Origin of the sequence: Pseudochrobactrum sp. XF203, from assembly GCF_020341615.1 — a bacterium.
GTDB classification, from domain to species: Bacteria; Pseudomonadota; Alphaproteobacteria; order Rhizobiales; family Rhizobiaceae; genus Pseudochrobactrum; species Pseudochrobactrum saccharolyticum.
Genome location: NZ_CP084392.1, coordinates 1,819,204 through 1,846,048, shown reverse-complemented (window position 1 = coordinate 1,846,048; position 26,845 = coordinate 1,819,204). Strand labels below are relative to the sequence as shown.

The 26,845-nt window shown below is 51.8% G+C and carries 22 protein-coding genes and 1 pseudogene; 15 read left to right on the top strand and 8 right to left on the bottom strand.

From position 1 onward, the window contains the following. The first annotated feature begins 48 nt into the window (after positions 1 to 48). The 10 genes from LDL70_RS08370 (at position 49) to LDL70_RS08325 (ending at position 10,948) form a co-directional block, all read left to right on the top strand. Complete coding sequence (locus tag LDL70_RS08370; protein ID WP_370637623.1) at positions 49 to 1,290, top strand: ABC transporter substrate-binding protein; 1,242 nt, start codon at positions 49 to 51, stop codon at positions 1,288 to 1,290. Between the two features lie 151 nt (positions 1,291 to 1,441). Next, on the top strand, positions 1,442 to 2,320 hold the full coding sequence (locus LDL70_RS08365) for a carbohydrate ABC transporter permease (RefSeq protein ID WP_022709423.1): 879 nt from the start codon (positions 1,442 to 1,444) through the stop codon (positions 2,318 to 2,320). Next, on the top strand, positions 2,320 to 3,204 hold the full coding sequence (locus LDL70_RS08360) for a carbohydrate ABC transporter permease (protein WP_022709424.1): 885 nt from the start codon (positions 2,320 to 2,322) through the stop codon (positions 3,202 to 3,204). The genes LDL70_RS08365 and LDL70_RS08360 overlap by 1 nt, the downstream gene beginning before the upstream one ends. Positions 3,205 to 3,207: 3 nt before the next feature. Continuing rightward, on the top strand, positions 3,208 to 4,323 hold the full coding sequence (locus tag LDL70_RS08355) for an ABC transporter ATP-binding protein (protein ID WP_225684829.1): 1,116 nt from the start codon (positions 3,208 to 3,210) through the stop codon (positions 4,321 to 4,323). Between the two features lie 9 nt (positions 4,324 to 4,332). Continuing rightward, the gene (locus LDL70_RS08350) at positions 4,333 to 5,868 is read left to right on the top strand and encodes an FAD-dependent oxidoreductase (RefSeq protein ID WP_225684828.1); all 1,536 of its coding nucleotides are present in this window, start codon (positions 4,333 to 4,335) and stop codon (positions 5,866 to 5,868) included. Next, positions 5,865 to 6,641 carry a 3-ketoacyl-ACP reductase gene (locus LDL70_RS08345; RefSeq protein WP_225684827.1) on the top strand — a complete coding sequence of 259 codons (777 nt, stop codon included), beginning with the start codon at positions 5,865 to 5,867 and terminating at the stop codon, positions 6,639 to 6,641. Before LDL70_RS08350 ends, LDL70_RS08345 begins: the two co-directional genes overlap by 4 nt. 39 nt (positions 6,642 to 6,680) lie before the next feature. After that, positions 6,681 to 8,336, top strand: a complete 1,656-nt coding sequence (locus tag LDL70_RS08340) for a GMC family oxidoreductase (RefSeq protein WP_225684826.1) — start codon at positions 6,681 to 6,683, stop codon at positions 8,334 to 8,336. A gap of 214 nt (positions 8,337 to 8,550) precedes the next feature. Beyond that, entirely contained in the window at positions 8,551 to 8,871 is a 321-nt protein-coding gene (locus LDL70_RS08335) for a Dabb family protein (protein WP_225684825.1), read from the top strand. Between the two features lie 170 nt (positions 8,872 to 9,041). Further along, a complete protein-coding gene (locus tag LDL70_RS08330; protein ID WP_075654921.1) occupies positions 9,042 to 9,848 on the top strand; it encodes a hypothetical protein in 807 nt (268 codons plus the stop codon). 26 nt (positions 9,849 to 9,874) lie between these two features. After that, positions 9,875 to 10,948, top strand: coding sequence for a linear amide C-N hydrolase (locus LDL70_RS08325; RefSeq protein WP_225684824.1), 1,074 nt, complete (start codon positions 9,875 to 9,877; stop codon positions 10,946 to 10,948). 95 nt (positions 10,949 to 11,043) lie between these two features. On the opposite strand, the gene LDL70_RS08320 is transcribed toward LDL70_RS08325, so the two are convergent. Further along, complete coding sequence (locus tag LDL70_RS08320; RefSeq protein WP_225684823.1) at positions 11,044 to 11,799, bottom strand: GGDEF domain-containing protein; 756 nt, start codon at positions 11,797 to 11,799, stop codon at positions 11,044 to 11,046. Positions 11,800 to 12,047: 248 nt separating this feature from the next. On the opposite strand from LDL70_RS08320, the gene LDL70_RS08315 reads away from it, so the two are divergent. Beyond that, positions 12,048 to 12,572 carry an N-acetyltransferase gene (locus LDL70_RS08315; protein WP_225684822.1) on the top strand — a complete coding sequence of 175 codons (525 nt, stop codon included), beginning with the start codon at positions 12,048 to 12,050 and terminating at the stop codon, positions 12,570 to 12,572. 27 nt (positions 12,573 to 12,599) lie between these two features. Here the strand turns inward: LDL70_RS08315 and LDL70_RS08310 are convergent, their stop codons facing one another. Next, positions 12,600 to 12,968, bottom strand: coding sequence for a hypothetical protein (locus LDL70_RS08310; protein ID WP_022709434.1), 369 nt, complete (start codon positions 12,966 to 12,968; stop codon positions 12,600 to 12,602). Positions 12,969 to 13,158: 190 nt separating this feature from the next. Here LDL70_RS08310 and LDL70_RS08305 point away from each other — a divergent pair, with 190 nt between their 5' ends. Next, positions 13,159 to 13,431, top strand: a complete 273-nt coding sequence (locus tag LDL70_RS08305; RefSeq protein WP_075654925.1) for a hypothetical protein — start codon at positions 13,159 to 13,161, stop codon at positions 13,429 to 13,431. A gap of 151 nt (positions 13,432 to 13,582) precedes the next feature. Here the strand turns inward: LDL70_RS08305 and LDL70_RS08300 are convergent, their stop codons facing one another. Continuing rightward, the gene (locus LDL70_RS08300; RefSeq protein ID WP_075654926.1) at positions 13,583 to 14,788 is read right to left on the bottom strand and encodes an MFS transporter; all 1,206 of its coding nucleotides are present in this window, start codon (positions 14,786 to 14,788) and stop codon (positions 13,583 to 13,585) included. A gap of 258 nt (positions 14,789 to 15,046) precedes the next feature. On the opposite strand from LDL70_RS08300, the gene LDL70_RS08295 reads away from it, so the two are divergent. Both LDL70_RS08295 and LDL70_RS08290 read left to right on the top strand, forming a co-directional pair. Continuing rightward, positions 15,047 to 15,856, top strand: coding sequence for a helix-turn-helix domain-containing protein (locus tag LDL70_RS08295; protein WP_022711695.1), 810 nt, complete (start codon positions 15,047 to 15,049; stop codon positions 15,854 to 15,856). A 193-nt stretch (positions 15,857 to 16,049) separates the two neighbouring features. Continuing rightward, positions 16,050 to 16,847: a hypothetical protein gene (locus LDL70_RS08290; RefSeq protein ID WP_022711694.1), complete on the top strand. Its 798-nt coding sequence runs from the start codon at positions 16,050 to 16,052 to the stop codon at positions 16,845 to 16,847. Between the two features lie 70 nt (positions 16,848 to 16,917). Here the strand turns inward: LDL70_RS08290 and LDL70_RS08285 are convergent, their stop codons facing one another. After that, positions 16,918 to 17,490: a hypothetical protein gene (locus tag LDL70_RS08285; RefSeq protein WP_022711693.1), complete on the bottom strand. Its 573-nt coding sequence runs from the start codon at positions 17,488 to 17,490 to the stop codon at positions 16,918 to 16,920. A gap of 321 nt (positions 17,491 to 17,811) precedes the next feature. On the opposite strand from LDL70_RS08285, the gene LDL70_RS08280 reads away from it, so the two are divergent. Beyond that, complete coding sequence (locus LDL70_RS08280; protein ID WP_075654927.1) at positions 17,812 to 18,261, top strand: universal stress protein; 450 nt, start codon at positions 17,812 to 17,814, stop codon at positions 18,259 to 18,261. Positions 18,262 to 18,328: 67 nt separating this feature from the next. Here the strand turns inward: LDL70_RS08280 and LDL70_RS08275 are convergent, their stop codons facing one another. The 4 genes and pseudogenes from LDL70_RS08275 to LDL70_RS18055 form a co-directional block, all read right to left on the bottom strand. Then, positions 18,329 to 19,972: an ABC transporter substrate-binding protein gene (locus LDL70_RS08275; protein WP_370637820.1), complete on the bottom strand. Its 1,644-nt coding sequence runs from the start codon at positions 19,970 to 19,972 to the stop codon at positions 18,329 to 18,331. Positions 19,973 to 20,159: 187 nt separating this feature from the next. Then, a complete protein-coding gene (locus tag LDL70_RS08270; protein ID WP_225684821.1) occupies positions 20,160 to 21,611 on the bottom strand; it encodes an NAD-dependent succinate-semialdehyde dehydrogenase in 1,452 nt (483 codons plus the stop codon). 198 nt (positions 21,612 to 21,809) lie between these two features. After that, the gene (locus LDL70_RS18060; RefSeq protein ID WP_370637819.1) at positions 21,810 to 24,284 is read right to left on the bottom strand and encodes a hypothetical protein; all 2,475 of its coding nucleotides are present in this window, start codon (positions 24,282 to 24,284) and stop codon (positions 21,810 to 21,812) included. Further along, positions 24,276 to 25,583: pseudogene (locus LDL70_RS18055) on the bottom strand (kinesin); the annotation flags it as partial. The pseudogene LDL70_RS18055 and the gene LDL70_RS18060, both read right to left, overlap by 9 nt. Between the last annotated feature and the right edge of the window lie 1,262 nt (positions 25,584 to 26,845).

Genomic DNA, 26,845 nt, shown 5'->3' with positions numbered 1-26,845 from the left:
CAAGCGGGAGGATTCCGCTGCTGACAACTTGCAAACGGGAGGAATACGATGCGCAAGTTTATGACAACAACAGCAATGGCTTTAGGTTTTATGGCAGGTGCGGCTCAGGCTGCGGAGAATGTAGAGGTGCTGCACTGGTGGACAGCCGGCGGCGAAGCGGCAGCTCTGGATGTATTGAAGAAAGATCTCGAAGGTAAAGGGATCGTCTGGACGGATATGCCGGTTGCCGGTGGTGGCGGCACAGAAGCGATGACCGTTCTGCGTGCCCGTGTTACCGCGGGCAATCCGCCGACCGCCGTGCAGATGCTCGGTTTTGATATTCGTGACTGGGCAAAAGAAGGCGCACTCGGCAATCTGGATGAAGTCGCGGGTAAAGAAGGCTGGGAAAAGGTTATTCCCGCACCGTTGCAGGAATTTGCCAAATATGACGGTCACTGGATTGCCGCTCCGGTGAATGTTCACACCACCAACTGGATGTGGATCAACAAAGCAGCACTCGACAAGGCAGGCGGTAAAGAACCGGCCAATTGGGATGAGCTGATTGCACTGCTGGACAAGTTCAAAGAGCAGGGCATTACCCCTGTGGCTCATGGCGGCCAGCCATGGCAGGACGGCACGATTTTTGATGCCGTGGTGCTGTCATTCGGCACGGATTTCTACAAAAAAGCCTTTATTGATCTCGATCCGGAAGCCCTTGGCAGTGATACGATGAAACAGGCTTTCGATCGTATGACCAAGCTGCGCTCTTATGTGGACGACAATTTCTCCGGTCGTGACTGGAATCTGGCATCAGCGATGGTGATTGAGGGGAAGGCCGGTCTGCAATTTATGGGCGACTGGGCAAAGGGCGAATTTGTCAAAGCCGGTAAGAAACCGGGTGAGGATTTCGTCTGTATGCGTTATCCAGAGACACAGGGCGCTGTAACTTTCAACTCCGATATGTTTGCGATGTTCAAAGTTGCGGAAGACAAAGTTCCGGCGCAGCTGCAAATGGCTTCCGCGATTGAAAGCCCGACATTCCAGTCCGCTTTCAATGTCGTTAAAGGCTCGGCACCGGCACGTACCGATGTACCGGATACCGCCTTTGATGCCTGCGGTAAAAAGGCAATCGCCGATGTGAAGGAAGCCAGTGAGAAGGGCACAATGCTCGGTTCCATGGCGCATGGCTATGCCAATCCTGCCGCTGTTAAAAATGCGATTTACGACGTTGTAACCCGCGAATTTAACGGTGAACTGACTTCGGAAGAAGCTGTGAAAGAGCTTGTGGCAGCCGTTGCTGCCGCTCAGTAAACTGATTGCAAAACCGGAGGCTGCCTTTGCGCAGCCTCTGTGATCCGGCACCGATTGTGACCGGTCATTTATTGACAGCATTTGAAATTGAATTTTTTTAAGCGCCTGTCCGGTTGTCTGGCCGGATATGTGCCAAGTGTGGTGATTGACCATGAATAGCCGCAGCTGGTTGCAGGAGCTGTTGCCAAAACTTGTCTTGGCTCCGAGCTTTTTTATTATCCTGATTTTTGTGTATGGCTTCATTGCCTATACGGGGCTTCTGTCGCTGACAGACAGTAAGATGCTGCCATCCTATAATTTCGTAGGATTGGAGAATTATTCCAAGCTCTGGGCGCTGCCGCACTGGTGGCGGGCAATTTCCAATCTGGCGATTTTTGCGTCGCTTTATATCATTATCTGCTCGGTAATCGGGCTGTTTCTGGCGATTATGCTGGATCAGAAGATACGCGGCGAAGGTTTTCTGCGCCCGATTTATCTTTATCCGATGGCGCTGTCTTTCATTGTAACCGGCACGGCATGGAAGTGGTTTCTCGATCCGGGTATCGGGCTTGAACATACGATGCAGGTATGGGGCTGGGAGAGCTTTCACTTCAACTGGATTAAAGATCGTAATTACGCGATTTACTGTGTGGTGATTGCAGCTGTCTGGCAGTCTTCCGGTTTTATTATGGCGATGTTTCTGGCCGGTTTGCGCGGCGTGGATAATGAAATCATCAAGGCCGCGCAGATAGACGGCGCATCGACATTCACGACCTATCGCCGGATTATTATCCCGATGATGCGACCGGTCTTCCTGTCGGCTTTTGTGGTGCTCGCGCATCTGGCGATCAAGGCCTATGATCTTGTTGTTGCTTTGACCGGCGGCGGCCCCGGACAGGCAACCGAAGTGCCGGCAACCTTTATGTATTCCTATACATTTACCCGCAATCAGATGGGGATCGGTGCTTCATCGGCGATTATTATGCTGGCGATGATTTTCTCGATCATCATCCCGTATCTTTATGCAGAAATTCGCGGAGGGAAGCGCTGATGAGTGGTTCTGACAATCCGCAAAATGCAATCTCGCATAAAAGGCTGACACGGGCGCTGATCTATACGCTGCTGCTGATCTTCGCTGTTTATTATCTGCTGCCGCTTTATGTGATGGTGGTCAATTCTTTCAAGCCGCTGGAGGAAATCCGGCAGGGCGGCATGCTCAATCTGCCGCAAAGCTGGACGATCGAGCCGTGGCTGTCTGCATGGTCTACAGCGCAGATCGGTGTGCAGCCAACCGGCGTGAAGCCGTTCTTCATCAACTCCATTCTGATGGTGGTGCCTGCTGTTGCGATTTCCACCATTGTCGGTGCGCTCAACGGTTATGTGCTGACCAAATGGAGTTTTCGTGGTTCGAATATTTTCTTCGGATTACTGCTTTTGTCCTGCTTCATTCCGTTTCAGATTGTGCTGATCCCAATGGCGCGTATTCTCGGAATGCTGGGGCTCTCCGGTTCAATCTGGGGGCTTATCATGGTGCATGTCATCTATGGTCTTGGCTTCACAACGCTGTATTTCCGGAATTATTACGAAGCATTTCCGACAGAACTGGTGCGTGCGGCCCAGATCGACGGGGCAAGTTTCATGCAGATTTTCCGGCGTATTCTGCTGCCGTCTTCAGGGCCGATTATCGTGGTTTCGGTGATCTGGCAGTTCACGAATATCTGGAATGACTTTCTGTTCGGTGCGTCATTTTCCGGTGCGTCATCCACGCCGATGACGGTGGCGCTGAATAATCTCGTCTCATCCTCAACGGGGGTGAAGGAATATAATGTTCATTTTGCAGCGGCGATCCTCGCGGCGCTGCCAACGCTGATCGTTTACATCGTTTCCGGTCGCTATTTTGTACGCGGTCTGATGTCCGGTGCTGTGAAGGGATAATTCATGTCATTTCTTAAAATCACAAACCTTCGCAAGTCATACGGGGCTGTAGAAATTCTCAAGGATATCAGTCTTGAGGTTGAGGAGGGCGGTTTTCTGGTGCTTGTCGGGCCATCCGGCTGCGGAAAATCCACTTTGCTCAACACGATTGCCGGACTGGAGCCGATCAGCGCAGGTGATATTGCTATTAATGGTCAAGCTGTCGCTGATCTGCCGCCGTCCAAACGTGATATTGCCATGGTATTTCAGTCCTATGCGCTTTATCCGAATATGACGGTTGCCGGAAATATCGCATTCGGCATGGAAGTGCGCGGCGTTCCGAAAGATGAACGTGAAAAAGCCATCCGCGACGTATCGGAAATGCTGCAGATCGGGCATTTACTGGATCGCAAACCCAGCCAGCTCTCCGGCGGTCAGCGCCAGCGTGTGGCAATGGGGCGGGCGCTGGTGCGCAATCCGCAGGTCTTTCTGTTTGATGAGCCATTATCCAATCTTGATGCCAAGCTGCGTGTGGATATGCGCACCGAGATCAAACGTCTGCATCAGCGTATGAAAACCACAATCGTTTATGTGACCCATGACCAGATTGAAGCGATGACACTGGCAACAAAAATTGCCGTTCTCAAAGACGGGATTCTGCAGCAATTCGGCACTCCGGCAGAAATTTATAACAGCCCGGTCAATATGTTCGTAGCGGATTTTATGGGCTCCCCAGCCATGAATTTGCTGACAGCAACCGTAGAAAACAGTGCGCAGGGGCTGCAGATTTCACTTGAGCGACCAGATAGCGATCCGCTGAAACTGCCGGTGCCTGCGAGACAGAAGGAACTGGATGCCTATGCCGGTAAACAAGTGGTCTTCGGTATCCGTCCTGAGGCGCTGACTGATCCTGACGGTACAGACCGCAATGCGGGCACAATCGCGGAAGGTGACTGCCATATTGAAGTTGTCGAACCGGCAGGATCGGACACTTTTGCGGTGACCAAGCTCGGTGGTAAGGAAGTGGTAGCGCGATTGCGGGCAGATGCGCATATCCATGCAGGGCAGACCGCGCGGCTGGCCTTTAATCTGGATAAAGCCGTGTTCTTTGATCCGCAAACGCAACAGCGTATTGCGTGAGATAAGTGCATGGGTATTTCTTCATCCAGGCAGCCGGATATTGTCATTATCGGTTCAGGCATCGGCGGGGCAACAATCGCTTCGGGGCTGGCGGCGAGCGGCGCTGATATTCTGATCCTTGAGGCTGGCGGGCATTTGCCGGACAGACCGGAAAATCGCGATCAGGCTGCAATTTTTCAGCGCGGCTTTTTCCGGCCCGACGAGTTTTGGTATGAGAAAAGCGCCCGTGCAGACGGATATACAGCTTTTAATCCCGGTAATTATTACAATGTCGGCGGCAATTCAAAATTCTATGGTGCGGTGCTGTTGCGTTACCGTGCCGAGGATTTTGAGGAGATGCAACACAGGGAGGGCGTGTCTCCTGCATGGCCGTTCGCCTATGAAGAGCTTGAGCCGTGGTATTGCGAGGCCGAGCAGCTTTATCAGGTGCGGGGCGCTGCGGGTGATGATCCGACTGAGCCGAAACATTCTTGGCCTTATGCCTTTCCGCCTGTGCCGGAAGAGCCAGCAATTGCCAAGGTAAGGGCACGGCTGAAGGCTAATGGTTTGCAGCCTTTTTCACTGCCGCTGGGTGTGGATGTGGAGCGTTGGTTGCGCAAGGCGAAAACGCCGTGGGATGCGCATCCCAATTGCGATGACGGTAAAATGGATGCCGAAACGACTGCGCTGGCCAAAGCTTTGCAGCATTCCAATATCCGCTTACAAACGGGGGCACGGGTTACAAAACTGAACACGGCGGCTGACGGCAGGCATATTGAGAGTGTCTGCTATGTGAAAGACGGCACTGAGCATCGCCTGACACCGAAACTGGTGATCCTGTCTGCGGGGGCAGTGCAATCTGCCGCTTTGCTGCTGCGCTCAGCCAATGCGCAGCACGTTCAGGGATTGGCCAATTCCTCAGGACAGGTTGGCCGTAACTTCATGAATCATAATGCGAGTGCGGTTCTGGCCGTGTCGCCATGGTATAAAAACACGTCTGTTTATCAAAAGACTTTCGGCCTCAATGACTTCTATCTTTCCGATGGTCAGGGTGGCGCACCTTTAGGGAATGTGCAGCTTCTGGGACGTGTTTCCGGGCAGATTCTCAAAGCCAGCCTGCCGCAAGTACCGCTATGGATGCTGAACAAACTCTCCGCCCATGCCATCGATTTCTACGCGATGAGCGAGGATCTTCCGCATCCGGACAGCCGGATTATGGTGGATGGCGAACGCATCATCATGCAGTGGCAGCGTACCAACTGGCAGGCGCATCTTGATCTGGTGAAAAAGCTGAAGACAGTGCTGAAGGCGGCTGGATTTCCGCTCGTTTTGTCCCGTGTTTTTGACAAGCGTACACCGTCACATCAATGCGGAACGGTGCGGATGGGGAATGATCCAGCACAGGCACCGCTGGATGTTTTTTGCCGTACCTATGACCATCCCAATCTGTTTGTGGTTGATGCATCTTTTTTGCCGACATCTGCGGCGGTTAATCCTGCACTCACAATTGCTGCGCAGGCATTGCGGGTGGCCGCACATATTTCTGCAAAGGATTTGCAGTCATGACAGATGCACAGCGTCCTGTTGCTTTGATTACCGGCGGCCGTCGCGGTATTGGCTTCGCGACTGCCAAAGCGCTTGCGCAGTCGGGATTTGATATAGCGGTCAGCGGAATAGAGGCCGTTCAGGCTGACGATCCTGTACTCGCGGAACTCGGTGCACTGGGTGCCGATGCGCATTACTGGCAATCGGATTTATCCGATATCGACGGGCATCAAACAACAGTTGATGCTATATTTCAGCGCTTTGGCACAATTGATTGCCTTGTGAATAATGCGGGTATCGGCTCTGTTATTCGCGGGGATTTTCTGGAGTTGCGTCCGGAAAATTTTGACGCGGTTATGAATGTTAATCTGCGGGGTACAATCTTTTTTACGCAGGCTGTTGTCCGCTCAATGTTGGCGGTGAAGCACAGTCAGAAACCCCGTACAATCATTAATATTACCTCGGTTTCCGCATCTGCCAGTTCACCCGAGCGGCTGGATTATTGTGTCAGCAAGGCAGGTCTGTCGGCTTTCAGTCAGGGGCTGGCATTACGGCTTGCTAAGAGTGGTATTGCGGTTTTTGAGGTTCGTCCCGGCATTATCCGCACAGATATGACTGCAAAAGTCTCAGAAAAATATGATGCTCTGATTGCTGAAGGACTGGTGCCTGCCGGACGTTGGGGAGAGGCGGCGGATATCGGAGCGATTTGTGCCGGTCTTGCTTCCGGTGCCATGCATTTTGCCACGGGAACAGTGATTGCTGCGGATGGCGGCCTGTCAATTGCGCGCTTCTGACGTGCATTTCTGAAATGACCTGATTTAAGGATCAGAACCATGCATTATGATTATATTATCACCGGTGCGGGGCCTGCCGGTTGTGTTCTGGCAAATCGCTTGTCAGAAGATTCTGATGTTAAAGTTTTGCTGCTGGAAGCCGGTGGCAGTGATCGCAATCCGTTGTTTCATATGCCTGCAGGCTTTGCCAAGATGACCAAAGGTGTTGCCAGCTGGGGCTGGCAGACTGTTCCGCAAAAACATATGAAGGGGCGGGTGCTGCGCTATACGCAGGCTAAAGTCATCGGCGGCGGTTCGACGATTAATGCCCAGCTTTATACACGCGGTAATGCGGCGGATTATGATCTCTGGGCTGAAGAAGACGGTTGCAAAGGCTGGAGCTATCGCGAGGTTCTGCCATATTTCAAACGTGCTGAGGATAATCAGCGTTTTGCTGATGACTATCATGCCTATGGCGGGCCGCTTGGTGTGTCGATGCCGGTTTCTGCCTTGCCGATTTGCGATGCTTATATCCGCGCGGGGCAGGAGCTTGGTATTCCTTATAATCATGATTTTAACGGTAAGACACAGGCCGGTGTCGGGTTCTATCAGCTGACACAACGTAACCGCCGTCGCTCTTCGGCAGCTCTTGCTTATCTTGAGCCGGTGAAAAACCGCAAGAACCTGACAATCCGGCTCGGTGCTGCCGTAACGCGCATTGTTCTGGAAGGATCTCGGGCAGTTGGTGTGGAGATTGCCACAGCAAAAGGCACAGAGATTATCCGTGCCGAGCGCGAAGTGCTGGTGTGCTCCGGCGCTATCGGCTCACCGAAATTATTGTTGCAATCGGGTATCGGCCCTGCGGATCATCTGAAATCTGTTGGTGTGTCAGTTCAGCATGATCTGGCCGGTGTGGGGTCCAATATGCAGGATCATCTTGACCTGTTTGTGATTTCAGAATGCACAGGCGATCATACCTATGACAATGTTGCCAAGCTGCATCGCACATTGTGGGCAGGGCTGGAATATGTGTTGTTCCGCTCAGGGCCTGTCGCATCCAGCCTGTTCGAGACCGGCGGTTTCTGGTATGCAGACCCACAGGCGCGTTCACCGGATATTCAGTTTCATCTTGGCCTTGGTTCCGGTATCGAAGCCGGTGTTGCAAAACTTAAAAATGCCGGTGTCACGCTTAATTCCGCCTATCTGCATCCGCGTTCACGCGGCACGGTGCGGTTGCGCTCGGCTGATCCGGCGGCTGCGCCGCTGATTGACCCGAATTACTGGTCTGATCCCCATGATGTTAAAATGTCGATTGAGGGATTGAAAATCGCGCGCGAAATTTTCAATCAGGCGGCTTTGAAGCCTTTTATTCTGGCGGAAAAACTACCGGGTAAGCAGGTGGTGAGCGATCAGGACTTGTTTGATTATGGTTGTGCCAATGCGAAAACCGATCATCATCCGGTAGGCACCTGCAAAATGGGAACGGGTGAAGATGCAGTTGTCGGTCTTGATCTTAAAGTTCATGGGCTGGAGGGACTGCGTGTCTGTGACAGTTCGGTGATGCCACGCGTGCCGTCCTGCAATACCAATGCGCCAACAATTATGGTGGGAGAAAAAGCGGCGGATATTATCCGTGGTTTGCCGCCATTGCCTGCCGCGATTTTTGCCGATGAGCGCAATGATTTCCGTCCGCGTGCACGCACACAAATTCACTAGAGCATTTCTGATTTATATTGAATCATAGAAATGCTCTGTCTTTTTTGTTTTACGCGTATCTTATCCGAAAACCGCTTCACACTTTTCGGGATACGCTCTAGAGCGGCTTACGTCCAGATTGGATCATAGCGCTCGCTCTAGTTTCTTTATTTGGTCGCATTATCACGGGCGTCAAGTTGATCCAACTTGACTGTGAAATGCTCTAGGAGCCCTTATGATCCGTCACTGTGTTTTCATTCACTTTAAAGCATCGGTTTCACAGGCTGAGAAGGATGCGATTTTTGCAGAAATCGCGGCATTAAAATTTCGCTTAAAAGGGCTCCTCGCCGTGCATCTTGGTAAGAGTGTCAGCCCTGAAACCGGCATGGATAAAGACTATTCGGAAGGTTTTATCGTGGATTTTGCTGATGCTGCGTCCCGTGATGCCTATCTTGCTGATCCTGAACATCAGAAAACCGGCGCGAAAATTGTAGCTGCGGCGCAGGGCGGTACAGGTGGTGTGCTGGTCTATGATCTGGAAATAAAAACCGTTTGAACATTGCTTGCTGTTGCAGCTTTTTTAATCCGCCTATTCAATTTATTTTTGTCTTATATGTTAATTATTGGAAATGCCGGCTGAATACTTCGGACGGAAGTTGACCCGCTGCCATAATCATCTATTTTCTCAATAGATTCTTAATTTATCGGCAAGGGGCATGCCTGCTTATGCGTAATATTGCACTTCTCACGACTTCAGCGTTTTCCGGTCTGGCTATGATGTGTAACGCAATGGCTGCCGATGTGGCTCAGCCGCAATATATTGCCGAAGATGGCTGGAAGATTATCGTCAGTCCTTATGTCTGGGGTGCTTCGCTCAAAGGTAAATCTGCTCTGGCCGGTATTCATACGGATGTGAATATCCCGTTCTCCGAGATTTTTGATAATCTTGATATGGCGGTGATGGGAAATGTTGAGATTGTTAAAGGCCCGCTGGGTTTTTATATCGACGGTCAATATGTTTCCACCACACAGGATGAAAACCTGTTCGCCAATGAGCTGGCTCTGAATGTGAAGACAACCTCGATTGCCGGTGGTGCATTCTATCGCGTTTATGAGCAGGAACTGGGCGGCGTAACCGTTTTCAACGATCCGCAGCGTTTTACAGTCGAGCCGACAGTGGGTGTACGCTGGACAAAGATCAAAGCTGATCTTGCTGTCGGAAGATTCAGTGTCACCAAAAAAGCAGAATGGACAGACCCGTTTATCGGTGTGCGTCTGAAAACTGATCTGAACGAGCGCTGGAACCTGTCCGGTGAGGCTGATATCGGCGGTTTCGGTGTCGGTTCCAAACTCAGCGTGAATGCACAGGCCTATCTCGGCTACCGGACTTTCCTGTTTGACCGCCCGACCAATCTGCGCATTGGCTACCGCGTTCTGTCGCAGGATTATCAGGGTGACGATTTTACCGGCCACACCTTTAAATGGGATGTCGTGCAGCACGGTCCGGTTCTCGGCCTGTCCATGCGGTTCTGATCTTATTCAAAAAGCGGGGTTTTCTGATGTTTCTGCACCGTAAAGCGGTTCGTTCCGCGCTTGTGGCTAAAACAGTTGCATTGTCCTTATTCGCTTCGCCGCTGATTGCGGAAGCCTGCACGCGTGTCGTCTATCAGGGCGCAAATGATGATGTGATTACGGCTCGTTCCATGGACTGGAAAGTGGATGTGGCGACCAATCTCTGGCTGTTTCCGAAGGGCATGAAGCGGAATGGCGAGGCCGGTGAAAACTCGATTGAGTGGATATCGAAATATGGCAGCGTCATCGCTTCGGGTTATGATATTGCAACCACAGACGGTATGAATGAAGTTGGGCTTTCTGCCAGCGTTTTGTGGCTGGTAGAGTCCGAATATCCGGAATTCACAAAAGATAAGCCCGGCCTGACAATTGCGGCATGGGCGCAATATGTGCTTGATAATTATGCAACGGTGGAAGAGGCCGTCGCCGCGCTGAAGACCGAGCCTTATACGATTGTTACCGATAAGGTTCCGGGTGAAAGCAGACTGGCAACGCTGCATCTGGCCATTTCCGATGCGAGCGGTGACAGCGCAATTATCGAATATATCGACGGCAAGCAGGTTATTCATCACAACCGTAAATATCAGGTCATGACGAATTCCCCGACTTTTGACCAGCAGTTGGCACTGAACAGCTATTGGCAGCAGATCGGCGGCACAGTCATGCTGCCGGGCACCAATCGTGCCGCAGACCGTTTTGCCCGCGCATCATTCTATATTAATGCCATTCCGAAGAGCGAAAATCCGGATGTGGCGCTGGCAAGTGTGTTTGGCGTTATTCGCAATGTGTCGGTGCCATATGGTATTACCACACCGGATCAGCCGAATATCTCTTCTACACGCTGGAGAACTGTGGCCGATCAGAAGCGCAAACTCTATTTCTTTGAGTCTGCACTCACACCCAATACATTCTGGGTCGATCTGAAAGGCATGGATTTCTCCGCTGAGACCGGTAAGGTCAAAAAGCTCGATCTGGGTGAAAATCAGACCAATGTCTTTGCCGGCAATGTGAATGAGCAGTTTAAGGAAACAGAACCGTTTCAGTTTCTCGGGCTTGAATAAGCACTTTCACTAGCACTCAAACGAAAAAGACCGTTCTGCAGACATTGCGAACGGTCTTTTTTGTGGCTTGATATGTCCGTGCGCTAATAATCGTCTTAACCGGTGGTGTTGCGGTTTTGGCCGAGGCTTTGCTGGTTGAGTACCACCTGATTACGGCCGTTTGCTTTTGCCTGATACAGGCTTTGATCTGCCATGCGGATGAGCTGTGCGGTGGTCACAATGCCGGAGGAAAGGGCGATGCCGATGCTGATTGTCAGCGGATAAGGCTGATCCGGCAGGGGCATGAAATTGATTGCCTCAACGCTCTTGCGTAATTGCTCAGCAATATTCTGCGCCTCAGCCATATCGGTATTGCTGAGGAATACGGCAAATTCTTCACCACCGATACGGCCGATAAGGTCATCCACCCGCAATGGCGAGCGGAGCGCGTTGACAATTGCAGTCAGAGCTTTGTCACCGGCGTGATGACCGTAAAGATCATTGATGTTTTTAAAATTATCGGCGTCTATCACCAGCAATGCTGCTTGCGTGCAGTTTTTGTTGGCGTGTTTGACCTGCTCGAGAAAAGCGTTTCTGTTCAGAAGACCGGTCATGCTGTCGGTGTCGGCGCGTATCTGCAACAGCCTGTTAGCCTCAGTCAGCTCGTCTGATGTCTTCTTCAGTTTGGCATTTTGTATGAAAATATACATGCTGATCGGAAAGCCGGTCAGTACAGGCATGATTGAATTCATCAGAAAAACAAAAGCAGTGAAGGGCTGGCCGGATGCATAACGGATGCTGAATGAAAATATCTGGCTCAACGCGACGACCATGGCAGTCACGAATGTTGCTTTTAAAAGAATTTGATACACATCAGCCCCCAGACCATTGCTAAGGTTGCTCTTAAGCAGCTTTCCTAATTATGACCAGCAAGTTTGCCCGATTATGAGGGCAAGTTTTTTAAATTGCTTTTTTATTTTGAGAGCATATTGGCTCTGTTTTAAATTAGATAATTCAAATATTTATTGCTTTTTTTAAAGCTAGTAATTTATGCTGTTTACAGCAGGAACACGCTCAAAATAATTTATGCGGATTTTCATTCTTGTGAAAGCTGATGGTTATGACTGGCTTCGAAATTAAACCTCTGCCTTATGATAATATACATATCGCACAGCTGCGCGATCTTCTGGTTGAAACAGTCGCCAGCGGCGGCTCTGTCAGCTTCATGCATCCTCTTGAGCCGGAAACGGCAGAGGCATTCTGGCAGGGTGCGATGAGCTCTGCGCAGAGCGGAGAGAGGATTATTCTCGGTGCTTTTGACGGTGAGAAGCTTGCCGGTACAGTCAGTCTGGTTCTGGTGCAGACCGCGAACCAGCCGCATCGTGCGGAGATCAGCAAGCTGATGACCTCTGTCTCCTGTCGCGGGCGTGGTGTGGCAACATTGCTGATGCAGGCTGCGGAAGCTCTGGCATTGCAGCATGGCCGCACACATCTGATGCTTGATACGGCAAGCGACAGTCTTGCAGTGTCAGTCTATGAGCGGCTGGGCTTTAAGCGGGTCGGCGAGGTGCCGGATTTCGCTCTCGATCCTTTCGGCACTTTGACCGGTACGATCTATTTCTGGAAAGACCTGAAATCTGTTTAGGGCGCGTGCAATTAAACGCGACACGCTCTAGTCCTGCGCGACAGTGACTTCGACATGTTCAGGATGAATATCCACGCGTATCAGCGGTGTGCCGTTTTCAATAATTGCGCGGTCGCGGTCGGAAAGTGAGCCTTCGGAAAGCATTTTCTCCAGCTTTGCGCGGTTCGCCTTGTCGTTGAAAAACACGTCGGATTCATCTTCCGGATCCATTTTGCCAAAAATGTAAAAATTGGCGCGATCCTGACGGATAATCGTGGCTGCGGAGTTCAGCGCCACGCCTGATGAGTTGTAATGATCCTGTTTGCTCAAGCGTGCCCAGTATGTATCTATGGGCTGTGCCCAGACATTCGTCGTCATACCCAGTACCGCAACAGACAAAAACACCACTCGCAACATATTGCTCCCCCCATAGTCCTGTTGCTTTCTATAATCCATTTTCGGCAGAAATGGAAATATTGTCACTGGCAGGTGGTTTTTGTTTTAACTGAAAATAATTTGTTATTTTGAAAGATAAAAACACCAACATAAGCTGCCGGTGCATAAAATATTGCTCGTTTATCGACAGATCATAAAGAGAGATACTTCTATGAAATTCAAAACACTGGTTGCTGCATCCTTTTCTGCACTGCTCATCTCTGCTGCTGCAAGTTCCGCAGCATCTGCCTGCACGCAGGAAGAACTGACCAAGAAAGCAACAGACTTAACTGCTGCAATTCAGGAAGTGTTGACGAAAGATCCGAGCCGCGCTCAGGAAATTATGACAAAGTCGCAGGAAATGCAGACCAAATATCAGGGTACCACTGATATGAATGAAGCCTGCAAGGCCTATGACGAGCTGCTGGAAAGCATCAAAAAATAATATCCGGTCTTTGTTCAGGAGCAGGCGGCGGTTCCCGTTTTTGCTTTTCCGGCGATTAGGTCCCGACGGAAAAGTGTGCTCCGGAATAATGATTGAGATAAAAAAAACGGGGAAGACCGCAAGGTCTTCCCCGTTCTCTTTTCTAGGCCGATTATGCGGCCATTTTTTTCGGCAGGCGCGGCAGCAAGATTGTCAGCACGCCGAGCAGTGGCAGGAATGAACACAGCCAGTAGACATATTCAATGCCGTGGCTGTCGGCGAAATCGCCAAGCAATGCAGCCCCGATACCGCCCGCACCGAATGCGAAGCCGAAGAATACACCGGCGATCATGCCGACACGTCCCGGTACCAGCTCCTGTGCAAAGACCACAATTGCGGAGAATGCCGAGGAGAAGATAATACCGATGACAACGGCCAGAACACAGGTCCAGAACAGGTTGGCATAAGGCATCATTAGGGCGAAAGGAATAACGCCGAGGATCGAGAACCAGATGACGAAACGGGCGCCCATTCTGTCACCGATCGGGCCACCGATGAAAACACCGGCTGCCGATGCACCGAGGAACAGGAACAGCATCAGCTGGGCATTTTGTACCGTGACATCGAATTTCTCGATGACGAAGAAGGTGAAATAGCTGGAAATACTGGCCATATACACATTCTTGGTCGTGGTGAGCAGCACCAGAACCAGAATGGCGAACATCACGCGTCCCTGCGGCAGCGGCAGAGTGCGGTCTGCAGCAGGTTTGTTTTTGCTCTGACGCTGTTTTTCAGCATACCAGCGGCTGACGCGGGTGAGCGCGATAAAGCCGAAAACCGCAATGATTGCCAGCCATGCAACGCTCGACTGACCATTTGGCAGAATGATGAAAGCGGCAAGCAGAGGGCCGAGTGCGGAGCCGAAATTGCCGCCGACCTGAAACAGGGACTGAGCAAAGCCGTGGCGACCACCGGAGGCAATACGCGCCACACGTGAAGCCTCTGGATGAAAGATCGCCGATCCCAGACCGATCAGGCTGGAGCCGATCAGCAGTACCGTATAGCTGTCGGCATTGGCGAGCAGCAAAAGACCGGTGAATGTGCTGACACTGGAGAGTGGCAGAGAATAAGGCATCGGCCAGCGATCGGTGATAATGCCGATGACCGGTTGCAGAAGGGAGGCCGTGATCTGGAAGGTCATGGTCAGGAAGCCGATCTGACGGAAATCCAGATTATAATTGGTTTTAATCAACGGATAGATCGCTGACAGCAGCGATTGCATAATATCGTTGAACATGTGGCAGAAGCTGACAACCACAATCAGTGAAACAGTTGTGGCTTCAGTTATTTTTGGTGACTGGCTGGTCACGGTCGTCATTGCAAGTGCTCCGGATATGTTATGCCTTTTTTTGAAGTCACGCGCTGTCCGGCGTCAGCCGGATATATGCATTCTTTCTGTAAGTCAGAGGTCAATATTTCATGTAGCGTTCAGCGCCGGATAAAGATGATGCTCTGTACCTTATCTGACCGGATGCCGCTTTTTGATTTTTCTCTGACTGGCAGCATTCTGCTTAGTCCGCTTTTCTCTGGCCTGCTTTCGTGCTAAGGACGTAAAGTTTCTTAACTGGGCCAAATCATGCATTTAAATAGTCCTGATGATATAAATACACTGATTTCGCAGGGTTTTCATCTGATCGAACATGCCGCTGATCCGGTTGTAGCCCTTGCCAGACAATATCCGGGCGGCTTGCTGATCCCGATGCACCGCCATTCCCGAACGCAGTTTCTTTATGCGCGTTCAGGCGTTGCACTGGTTGTAACTGAGCGCGGGCGCTGGATGATCCCGCCGGATCATGCTTTGCTTATTCCGCGCGGTATCGAGCATCGGGTTGAAATGTTCTCCGGTGTTGAAATGCAATCGGTCTATATGCGCGACTATGACCATAGCGGTCATCCTTGCGTGTTGTCGGTTAATGAGCTGGTGCGCAGCCTGCTCGCAGAGGTAGTGAAGCTGCAAAAACCTGATGCGGATGATGAGCGCAGTGGCTTGCTTTTTGACCTGCTGCTCCATGAGATTAAGCGCCTGCCGGTGCGTGAGCTGGGACTGCCGTTTCCGGAAAAGCCGGCACTGGCTGCATTGTGCAAAGCATTTTTAAAAGCGCCTGATCCGGCTGCGGATATTGACAGCTGGGCAGAGAAAATGGGTATGAGCCGCCGTTCTTTTACAAGGCTGTTCCGTGCGCAGACCGGTGTGAGTTTTGTGACATGGCGTCAGCAGGCCTGTATTTTCGCATCACTGCCAAAGCTTGCTTCCGGTGAGCCGATTACATCGGTTGCCTTCGATACCGGTTATGAAAGTGCTGCGGCCTATACGACAATGTTCAAGCGTATGCTCGGCAGTTCTCCGCGAGATTATATGCGTCAGCAAGCCGGTTATGCCGGATAAAAAGGGATGAGATATTCTTTGTTTTTACGCATGGCTTGGTACTCAAATCAGTCCCCACCTTTGCGAGACATGCTCTGGCATTGAACTGTTATTTAATGTACGGCAGTATATTGTGCAAACAGTGAAGAGAGCGCAAAAGCACTCCGGACTTTTTAAAATATAGTTTGCGCGTTATTTGCTCGGAGGGGGCAGAATGCACCATTTGTTCGGTATATCACCAGCTTTGATGTTCTTGCTGTTTTGTGTTTGTGGCATCATTTTCTATGCAGTCGGACTGGTGTTTCTGCGCATTTTCGCAAGACAGGCATCGAAAGATATTCTGACGCTGCCGATCGCAGCATTTGTCGGTACAATTGCAACGGCATGGGCTTTGGCGCTGGGCTTTGTCGCTGCTGATATCTGGACGGTGAATGGCCGTGCAGATCAGGCCGCTAGCGAAGAACGCTCATCTATCACCCGTCTGATCGGTATGGCGCGGCCGGAGGCTCTGAATGATCCGGTTTTGCTCAAGGCGCTCACAGTTTACCGTGTGACAGTGATTTCTGAGGAATGGCATAAAGGCTACAACACTCAGCCCGCCCGCGCGGTTGAGGAGGCGTTGCAGAATATCCGTGTCTCGATGATCAGCCTTGCACGCGGCGATATACCGGGGGCTTTGATGTCGCAGATGGTGCGGGATTTTGATGAAATGCAGGATGCCCGCAATGCGCGCCTTGCGTTGGGATCAAGCTCTGTCAATCATTACAAGTGGTATCTGGTATTTTTCCTGACCGTTTTGACTCTGGTCGTTATAGCTTCTGTTCATGCGGATCGGCCGAAAGCAGGGCGCAAAGCGCTCGCCATTTATATTGTGACTGCAACAATGAGTATGTGGATTTTGGCGATCCATACCAGCCCTTATCGTGGTGTCGGGCGTATTGATCCGACCGTGCTGTTTACGAGCCAGAAAAATGCGATGAGCTTGCCGGAGGCTTTCCATAAAAAAGGATAGCCTATTCATTATCTGATGCCGGTTATACCGGCATCACGTCAAGCTCAGCCAGCATAGTCGCGCTGTCAGTTCACGTGCGGTGAACCGGTTTTCCTGTATAGGAACCCGCATTTTTCGCATTGCGCTGTTGCTGGATACGGTCGCGGAACTGGTCGACTGTCATTGCCCCCTGAACATCCATAATCTGGCTGACCTGTGTTTCAGTGAGGTTTCCGGCTCCGCCTTTCAGGCGCAGGCTGACAATCGTATTGCCGAGCTTGGAAGCTTCAATGCACAGGCGGGCATCTTCCTTGCTGATGCCGTGGGAGGCAAAGGAGCTGATAACACTGCCGATAATGCCGCCTATGGCCGCGCCGGTCAGCATACCGATTGAAGCGGCAACCAGCCAGCCGGCAGTTAAAGCCGCAGAGCCGACAACCGGCACCGCGATCAAGCCGAAACCTGTAATCAAACCGGCAATACCGCCAATCACAGTGCCGATACCGGCATAGTTGACGATTTCATCGCACATGGTTGTATCTTCTTCCGCAAATTTGCGGCTGACAATGACAATGTCAGAGTGAGGAAAGCCTGCAGCCTCAAGATTATGCACGACCTGTTTTGCAGAGCCGTAATGATCGTAAATTCTAGAAATAAGTTTCATTTTATTTCTCCTGCAGCGTTTGAGTACCTTTCCGGAATAAAGTCTACCTTCTTCAAAGTTATTATCTTTGAAGTAACATGATAATTTTACCATGTTACTGAAATGATGGTATCACAATATTTTATTATTTTAAGTTGTAATTGCCGGTAATTCTTGGATCTCTGCCGTTTTGCGCTATTTTGTTGATCTCTATGTGCGGAATCCGGCTTCACACATGGTATTATGCGTTTTAAGATAAAATCTGCTTCAGCGTGAGGTTTACTGATGCTTTGGCTCCGGCTTCACTGAAGACAGGTCATTTAACGGGGCAGGGACAGCATAATGTATAAGCATATTTTGATTGCTACGGACGGATCTGAGCTTGCACAAAAAGGTCTGGAACAGGGGCTGCAACTGGCCTCTAAACTTGGAAGCAAAGTGACTATTCTGACTGTGACCGAGCCGTTTCCGATGATGGCAACTGCCAGCAGCGCAGGCTGGATTGCCAGTCCGAAAGATATCGAAATCTATAATGAAAATCAGGCGCGACAGGCGCAGGATATTCTCAAAGCAGCCGGTGAGGCGGCTACGAAAGCCGGTATTACTGCCACGCTGAAACATATTGATGAGCGCTGGCCTGCCGAGGCGATTATCGATTTCAGCCAGCACAGTGATGTTGATCTGATTGTAATGACATCCCATGGCCGCCGCGGTATCGGCCGCTTGTTGCTGGGCAGCCAGACCAGTGAAGTGCTGACACATACCAAAACGGCTATTCTGGTTGTGCGCTAAAAGGCAACCTCTTAGCAACAGGATATGAGAACGGCCGCAGATATAAGTCTGCGGCCGTTTCTGTTGGCTATTCTTTTGAGGCTTTCAGCACATAGTTGGTATCCGGTGAAATGATGAAATCTTTCACCTTGTTGGACACAACCGCCACTTCGTTCAGCTGATAGATCATGGTGAACGGGCTGGTATCGCGGAACTCTTTCTGAAGATCCAGATATTGCTGTGCGCGCTTGTCTGCATCTTTTTCCATGACAGCGGCCAGCGTTTTCTGGGTCAGTTCAGGGATTTCCCATGAATTGCGCCATGCACTGGTTTTTGAAACCGCATTGTCGCTATTGTCCAGATTGGTCACGAATGTATCGGCATTGGTATGCGGATCCCAGTAATCGATGCCCCACTGGCCGATATAAATATCATGCTTACGTGCGCGATATTTGGTAAGTGTCTGTTTGCCGTCGCCCGGAATGATTTCCAGTTTGATATTGGCTTTGGCAAAAGTCTGCTGAATGGATTCTGCAATACCGGTGACCGGCTGTGTGTTGCGTACATCCATGGTAATAGTGAAACCGTCTTTCAGACCGGCTTTTTCCAGCAGTTCCTTGGCTTTTTCAACATTAAGGCTGAACGGGTTTTCGTCCGTTGAACCAAGCATACCTGCTGGCAGGAAGTTTTGATGGATCGTGCCGATACCTTTAATCAGGGTGGACTGAATAGCGCTGTAATCCACCAGATATTTTACAGCCTGACGAACCTCCGGTTTGGATAATGTCTCGTTCTGCTGGTTGAGACTGAAATAATAGATGGTACCTTTCGGCGCGCTGGCGGTGTGGAAGCGCTCATCTTTGGAGATGGCTTCAAGATCACCCGGTTCCAGATTGCGGGCAATGTCAATATCACCGGCATCCAGCATAATTCGCTGCGACGCGCTTTCCTTCACATAGCGATAGATAATGCGCTTGAGCGGCGGTTTCTCACCATCATAAGACTCATTGCGCTCCATCATAATGATTTCATTCGGACGCCAGTCCTTGATTGCATAAGCGCCGGAGCCTGCATAATTACGCTTCAGCCATTCATGGCCGAAATCATTATCTGCATTGGAATCCGCAGTCGGTGTGACCGGCTTGGCATGTTCTTTGAGCAGCTTGCTGTCAACAACAGAGCCGACTGTGGCAGTCAGACAGTTATAAACAAAGCTTGGTGCAAAGGCTTTTTCCGAGGTGAAAATCAGCGTGTCATCATCTTTGGCAAAGACTTTCTCATCCACATTGTCTTTGGTCAGGCCGAACTGGCTGAGAATGAAAACAGGACTCTGATCGAGCTTCACCGCGCGTTGCAGCGAAAAAGCAGCATCATGTGCGGTAATCGGATTGCCGGAAGCAAATTTCTGACCCTTGCGGATTTTAAAGGTGAAAGTCTTGCCGTCTTCGGCAACTTCCCAGCTCTCGGCAATATCTGCAACCAGCTTGGACGGGTCTTTATAGTCTGTGCGCAGCAGGCGGCCATAGCTGTTGGCCAGAATTTCTGCGGTGGTAATTTCAAAGGATTCCGCCGGATCCAGCGAAATCACATCATCGGTCGCCATGGCGATCACCAGCGTATCCGCCGGTGTGGCTGCATTGGCTGCGCTCATCAATACCGAGCCTGTTAAAGCTGTGCTGAATGCCAGTGCCAGTGCGAGCTTGTTCAGCTTGTGTTTTTTGACTGTTGTCATCAGTGTCATGCTGTAGTTCCCCTCATTCACGCGGCCGTGTTTTTGTTTTTGGCCGGCGCGGTCAGGAGCGTAACGCAACAATCTGAAAGATCAAACGAATTCTGAATAATTTTATTAGTCATGAGGATAAAATAAACCCCGCCGGTGTGATCACCGGCGGGGCGTAATGTCTGGCAATAAAATAATGTCAGATAACCAGATGGGTCACAAATTTTGTGGTCAGATAGGCATTGATCGCTTCTGAGCCGCCTTCTGTACCATAACCGGAATCCTTGATGCCGCCGAACGGCACTTCCGGCAGTGCGAGGCCGAGATGGTTGATTGTTGTCATGCCAGCCTCAATGCGCATGCCCAGTTCGCGTGCATTTTCAGCGGAACGGGTAAAGGCATAGGACGCCAGACCAAATGGCAGGCGGTTGGCTTCATCAATCACTTCATCCAGTGTCTTGAAGGATGAGAAGACAGCCACAGGGCCGAAAGGCTCTTCATTCATGATACGTGCGGTTTTAGGTGCATCGGCCAGCACGGTCGGCTCAAAGAAATTGCCGACATTGCCGATACGGCGGCCGCCGGTCATCAGACGCGCGCCATTGTCCACGGCATCCTGAATCAGGGATTCAAGGGCAGGGATACGACGTTCATTGGCCAGCGGCCCCATCTGCACACCTTCGTCAAAACCATTGCCGACTTTGATGGCTTTGGCTTTTTCAGTGAAGGATTCAACGACCTGCTCATAGACCTTTTCCTGCACGAGGAAGCGGGTCGGCGAAACGCAAACCTGACCGGCATTGCGGAATTTGGACATAGCCAGTGTTTTAACTGCGCCTTCCACATCGGCATCGTCAAAGATGATCGCCGGTGCGTGGCCGCCGAGTTCCATGGTCGAAAGTTTCATATGCTGGCTGGCAAGACCGGCCAGCATTTTGCCGATTGGTGTGGAGCCGGTGAACGAGATTTTGCGGATCACCGGATGCGGGATCAGATATTCGGAGATTTCTGACGGTACGCCATAAACCAGATTGACCACACCGGCCGGAATACCGGCATCAACAAAAACGCGGATCAGTTCGGCAGGTGAGGCCGGTGTTTCTTCCGGTGCTTTGACAATGATCGAGCAACCGGCAGCAATGGCAGCGGAGAGCTTGCGCACCACCTGATTGATCGGGAAATTCCATGGTGTGAAGGCCGCTACAGGGCCGACCGGCAGTTTGAATGCCATCTGCGATACACCGGCAGCGCGTGCCGGAATGATCTGGCCATAGGTGCGGCGTGCTTCTTCAGCAAACCAGTCGATAATATCTGCACCGGCAAGGATTTCGCCTTTGGCTTCCGTTACCGGCTTGCCCTGCTCAAGTGTCAGGATCGGCGCAATGGCATCTGCCCGCTCACGCAGCAAATCTGCCGCGCGGCGCATGAATTTGGAACGGTCGAATGGCGAGCTTGCGCTCCAGATTTTAAAGCCTTTGGCAGCGGCATCCAGTGCTGCGTCGAGATCAACTTTCTCAGCATGGGCAACCTTGCCGATGACTTCGCCGGTGGCCGGATTGAACACATCAATTGTACGCCCGCTTTGCGCATTGCGCCATTCGCCGTTGATCAAAAGCTGGGTATCTGGATAGCGCGGTGCAGTCTGAGACATAGTTCCTCCGGTATATATGCTTGAGAGCAGTAAATGACATGCCGCAATGTAATTCTGTAGAACTCACTATAGAAGCTCTGCCCCGTCATTTGGCAAGAGCGGTATGGTAAAATTATGAGCAGCTGAGACGCTTTGTCAGGGGTCGTCAGAAAATAAAAAAGGCGGGAAAAATCCCGCCTTTCTGAATGTGGTATCCGGTTAACGCAGACGACCCGATGCATGTGCCAGCATGGTGTAGACTTTGCCTGTATCGGATGTGAGATAGGTCTGGGTGACCATATTATCACGATCATTACGGGCAACATCTTCCAGCAGGCGCTGGAAGTCATCCATATAGCGGTCTACCGCACGGCGGAAATCACCATCCATCTGGTATTTGCGTTTGATCTCTTCAAAAGTCTGCTGACCTTTCAGAGTGTAGAGACGGCGGGTGAAGACATTGCGTTCACCGCGACGATAGCGATCCCAAAGCTCTACCGATGCTTCATGATCAATCGCACGGGCAATATCAACCGACAGGGAGTTCAGGCTGTCGACCACATGGGCGGCTGAACGCTGCGGTGTTACATTGCTCTGGTTGCGCGGTGCCGAAGCTGTTTCCTCATCTGCGGAAGCGCGTGCCAGCAGATTGGAAACCCAGCCGCCGCGTGCGCTTTCCTGTGGAGCAGGTGCTGCGGAAACTGTGTAGCTCTGTGGCTGCTGTACCGGAGCCGCAGTCTGCGTGACCACTGGTGCAACATAGGCCGGAGCAGGCTGCGCTGCGGCTGTCTGTTTAGCAATAGTGCGGTCTGCACGGCTGTCGCCCACATCGACCAGACGACCGGATTTGTTGACGATGGATGCCAGTTCTTTCAGCGCATTGATCTGCTCGGAAACCGCCTTGCGCATTGCAGTGGTGGATTCCTTGGCTTCCGCCGGCATATCCAATACGCCGCGCTTCAGCTCGCCACGGGTTGCATCCAGTTCACCGCGGATTTCAGCGGCCGAACGGCGGATTTCATCCGTTGCTGTTGCAAACTTCTGGCTGGCCTGTTCCACAACTTCGGAAATGGCAGCGCGCAGCTGTTCGGTCGAATTGCGGGTGCGGCCTTCTGTACGCTCCAGAGCAGAAGTAACAAGGGTTTCAAAGCCCTGCATCACTTTCTCAATGTTCTCAGATTTGGCAAGGAGACCGGCAGACAGACGTTCCAGAGCATCCTGACGGTCGGACAATGTGTCAGTCAGGCCATTCTGAGCTGTGTTGATCAGGTCTGATGCACGGGACAGAACCGCACTGTGATCTTCAAAGCGCTTGGCGATATCCGCAATCTGCGACAGCGTATTGCCGGAGAGCGAGCGCAGGGCACCGATATTATTATCGATCACAACGCTGGAGCTGGAGAAGATCTGCGCAGCCTTGTTGGTGCTGTCAGCAAAGTTCGACGTTGTTTCAACCAGACGTGTATCAATATCGTTGAGGTTGAGCGTGGCTTTGTCGATCAGCTGACCAAGTTCCGCATTGGAGCTTGCCAGACGATCAATCAGGCCGCCAACACCATCGGACAGGCTGGACTTGGCTTCCTGCACCGCAGAGATGGTCTCAGCCGTACGGCTGGCCAGTGCATTGACCAGTGCTGCATTTTCCGAACGCAGGCGGTCGGTTGCTGCATGGGTTGCTTCTTCCAGCTGGCTTGCAAGACCCTGACCGCTATCGGCAAGGCGCTGTACCAGAGGTTCTGCGGTATCGGCCAGAATACGGGTGATTTCCTGCGAGCGGGCTGCGAGAACCGCATTCAGCTCACGGGTACGTTCTTCCAGCGTGGAAGAGGTATTCTGTGTCGCATCGGAAATGCGGGCTTCGATCACACCAAGTTCACCGGTAATGCGCGAACCGATTTCACCAAGACCCATCGCAATCGCATCAGCGCGTTCAGTCAGGCGTGCTTCGGTACCGGAAAGGTTTTCCAGAACACGGGCGCTGAAAGCTTCACTATGGGAGCCGAGAACATCGCTGGCGCGGGAAGCGGTTTCCGCAATCCGTGTTTCAATGCCGCTGAGGTCACCGGTCAGACGGTTGCTTACATCATTGATGCCGGAAGCAATGGCTTCCGCACGTTCAGTGAGGCGGGCTTCAGTGCCGGACAGGTTTTCCAGAACACGGGCGCTGAAAGCTTCGCTATGGGAGCCGAGCACGTCACTGGTACGCGATGCGGTTTCCGCAATGCGCGATTCAATGCCGCTGAGTTCGCCGGTGAGGCGGGTTTCAATCGCTTCCAGACCGGATGCAATCTGGCTGGCGCGTTCGCCGAGACGGGCTTCTGTACCGGCCAGATTTTCAATCAGGCGGTCGTTGAAGTTTTCACCAAAGCCATGCAGTGCATCACCGGCCTTGGCAGCTTCTGCGGTGAGGGAACCGGCAGCTTCTGTGATTTTCTCACGCAGTGTTCCGGCAACCACCGAAGCGCTCTGCTCCAGCGATTTACGAACATTGTCCACACCGATGCTCAGAGCGCGTTCCATGGTGGAAGTGCGTTCTTCAATAATACCGGTCTGATTGTCAAACGAGCTTTGCAATACGCCGGTTGCATTGGCAACAGCATCCTGCAGGGCAACAGTGCGCTGTACCAGCGTATCGCTGTGCTGACGCAGATTGGCATCAAGGCTTTCAGAACCGCTCAGCATTGCTGCCTGCAATTGCGAGGCGCGATCACCGACAGTATTGATATGTTCATTCAGCAGCGAGCTGACAGCAGCGCTGTTATTCTGCAGGCTGTCAGAGAATTGCTGATTACGCTCATCCAGTGCCCGCGCATATTCCGCATGCTGCTGGTCGAGCGAGCTCTTGAGAGCAGAAGTGCGGCCTTCGAAACGGCCTTCCTCTTCCGCAAAAATATCGTTGAGCTTGGCATTATGGGCAGCCATCGCTTCACGCATATCATTGGTGCGCTGTTCCAGAATGGCGGCATGCTGGCTGGCAGTCTGGTCGAGATTGGCTGTATTGCCTGCAATGGCACGTTCAATATCGGCACCACGCTCTGTAATCGTCTGGCTGTGCTGCTGCATTGCAGCTGCAATGCGGTCAGCTTCACCGGAGAGTGTCGATGACAGGGATTCACGGCTGTCAGCAATCTGAGCGATGAAGTGACCGGCGCGATCATTGAGCAGACCGGCAACAGAATCTGTAATGCCGGACAATTCGCCGTTGAGCTTGTCTTTGGTTTCGTCAACCACAGTGCTGATGGACGAACGAACACCGGAGAAGGTTTCTGCGATCTCACGGGTACGGGCAATCAGATTTTCATTGATCTGACGCGAACGGACTTCCAGAGCGGCATTGAGTTTCTCAGTGCTGCTGTCGATTGCCTGTGCGCGGCCTTCAAATTCATTGAGCAGCGAGTGACCGCGTTCGGCCAGTGTGGCGTTCAGATTGGCCAGACGCTGATCGAATTCGGTGACCATATTCATGGTTGCATCGCCGAGCAGCGAAGCGATGTTGGATGTACGTGCATCCAGCGCTTCGGTCAGGGTCTCGGTGAGACCGCGTGAACGTTCTTCCAATGTGGCGATACGTGTATCAAGGATTTCAACAAAATCACCGCCCGAAGAGCTGATGCGTGTTGAAATATCTGTGCTGCGGGTATCAATCGCCTCGGAAATGGCCGCGCCGCTTTCATTCAGGCGGCTGATCATTGTTTCACCTGCATGGGACAGGGAAGAGGTCAGCTCGCTGGAAACGGTGAGAACATTGTCACGGATGATATCGCTGGCCGAAGACAGTTCAGTCTTGAGGTGCTCATGGGCACCGGAGATCGAGGAGCGTACGCGTTCTGCATGGCTGATGACCGCCTCACGCTCATTGCCAAGTTCGGCAATCAATGCGCGGATGCGCACTTCATTATCGCTGTAAGCGCGCTCAAGCTGGTGCACTTCGGTCTGAACCAGAGTTTCCAGTTCAACAGCACGGGCGAGTGTGCGCTCGATACCTTCATTCATCGCTGCAACTTCACGGCGCACGGCCTGACCGAGCGTGGAAACACGGTCACCGGCTGCGGCTTCAGGCGAAGCGAGGCGCATAGCGGCGGCAGTCATCTGACGGGCAGCGGATTGCAGTTCCTGTGCACGGCGCACCATCTGGGCAAAGCCCCAGAACATCACAACCGGCACGGCAATACCGGCTGCAACACCGATACCGGCCGGAGTGCCGAAGAAATCTTTGATTGCCGAGAAAGAGGTGAGACCCTGCGGGCTCAGCGCATGGGCAAGGGTAAGACCGCCTGCTGTCCAGAGGGCGCTGATGGCTGTGGTAGTCCAGAACACATTTGCATTGCGGCCATTGGTGCGACGCAGCAACAAGTTATCGTTGCGCAGATCGTCATTGGCCGGTGTAAACGGGGAGGCTGCGGCAGCAGGTGCTGCCTGAGTGGCTACAGGGCGTGCAGCTACAGGATCTGCCTGCATTTCTGCATCGCTGCGTGCGGATACTGCTTCAGATTTGGCACTGTGAACGGGGGCTGTGGCTTCCGGCTGGTTTGCGGCCTGTAAAACAGTCACGCTGCCCGGGGTATTGGCAGAGGCTGTAACAACAGGAGGCGCAGCCGGTGTGACCGGTGCGGCAGGCAGAACGGTTTTTTCTGCTTTTTTCTCTTTAACAGGTTTTTCCGGCTCTGACTGTGCCAGCGTCTCAGCTTTGCCTTTCACGACGGCAGCAGCAACGGCAGTGCTTGCAGTAGCGGCGGCTATTGTTGAAGCGCCGTTCTGTTCCAGTGCCAGTTCTTCTGCTGCGCGTGAAATCTGGCTTTCCAGATCATCAAGCGAGAATTCTGCTTCAGGTGCGTCAAAATTCAAATCCAGCTCAAAGTCATCGCTGAAATCCAGATCCAGCCCGTCAGAGAGGGCCTGTTCCATATCAAGCTCAAGCTTTTGCGCTTTTGTATTTTGTGCCATAGCCGTTTTACCCCGTACTCATACTTATACGCAAAAACCATGCTCTGAGTTGCTGCCGCTCAATTCTTAACGGCAGATACAAAGACACGTTGCGCAGTCTATAGGTTAAAACTTCCGGAGCCATATGGGAACTACGGAAATTGCGGTTGATGAAATGTTTAAAGATAAGGTTAACGCGGCACTCGTAGGGGCATTGAAAACAAAGCAAATGCGGGCTTTTTTAAGCGTTATCTAATTGTGGAAATCTTTAAGCAGACATCAGATATGAATATAATATGCCCTGAATTGTGGCATATTTTGCCATAGTCCGG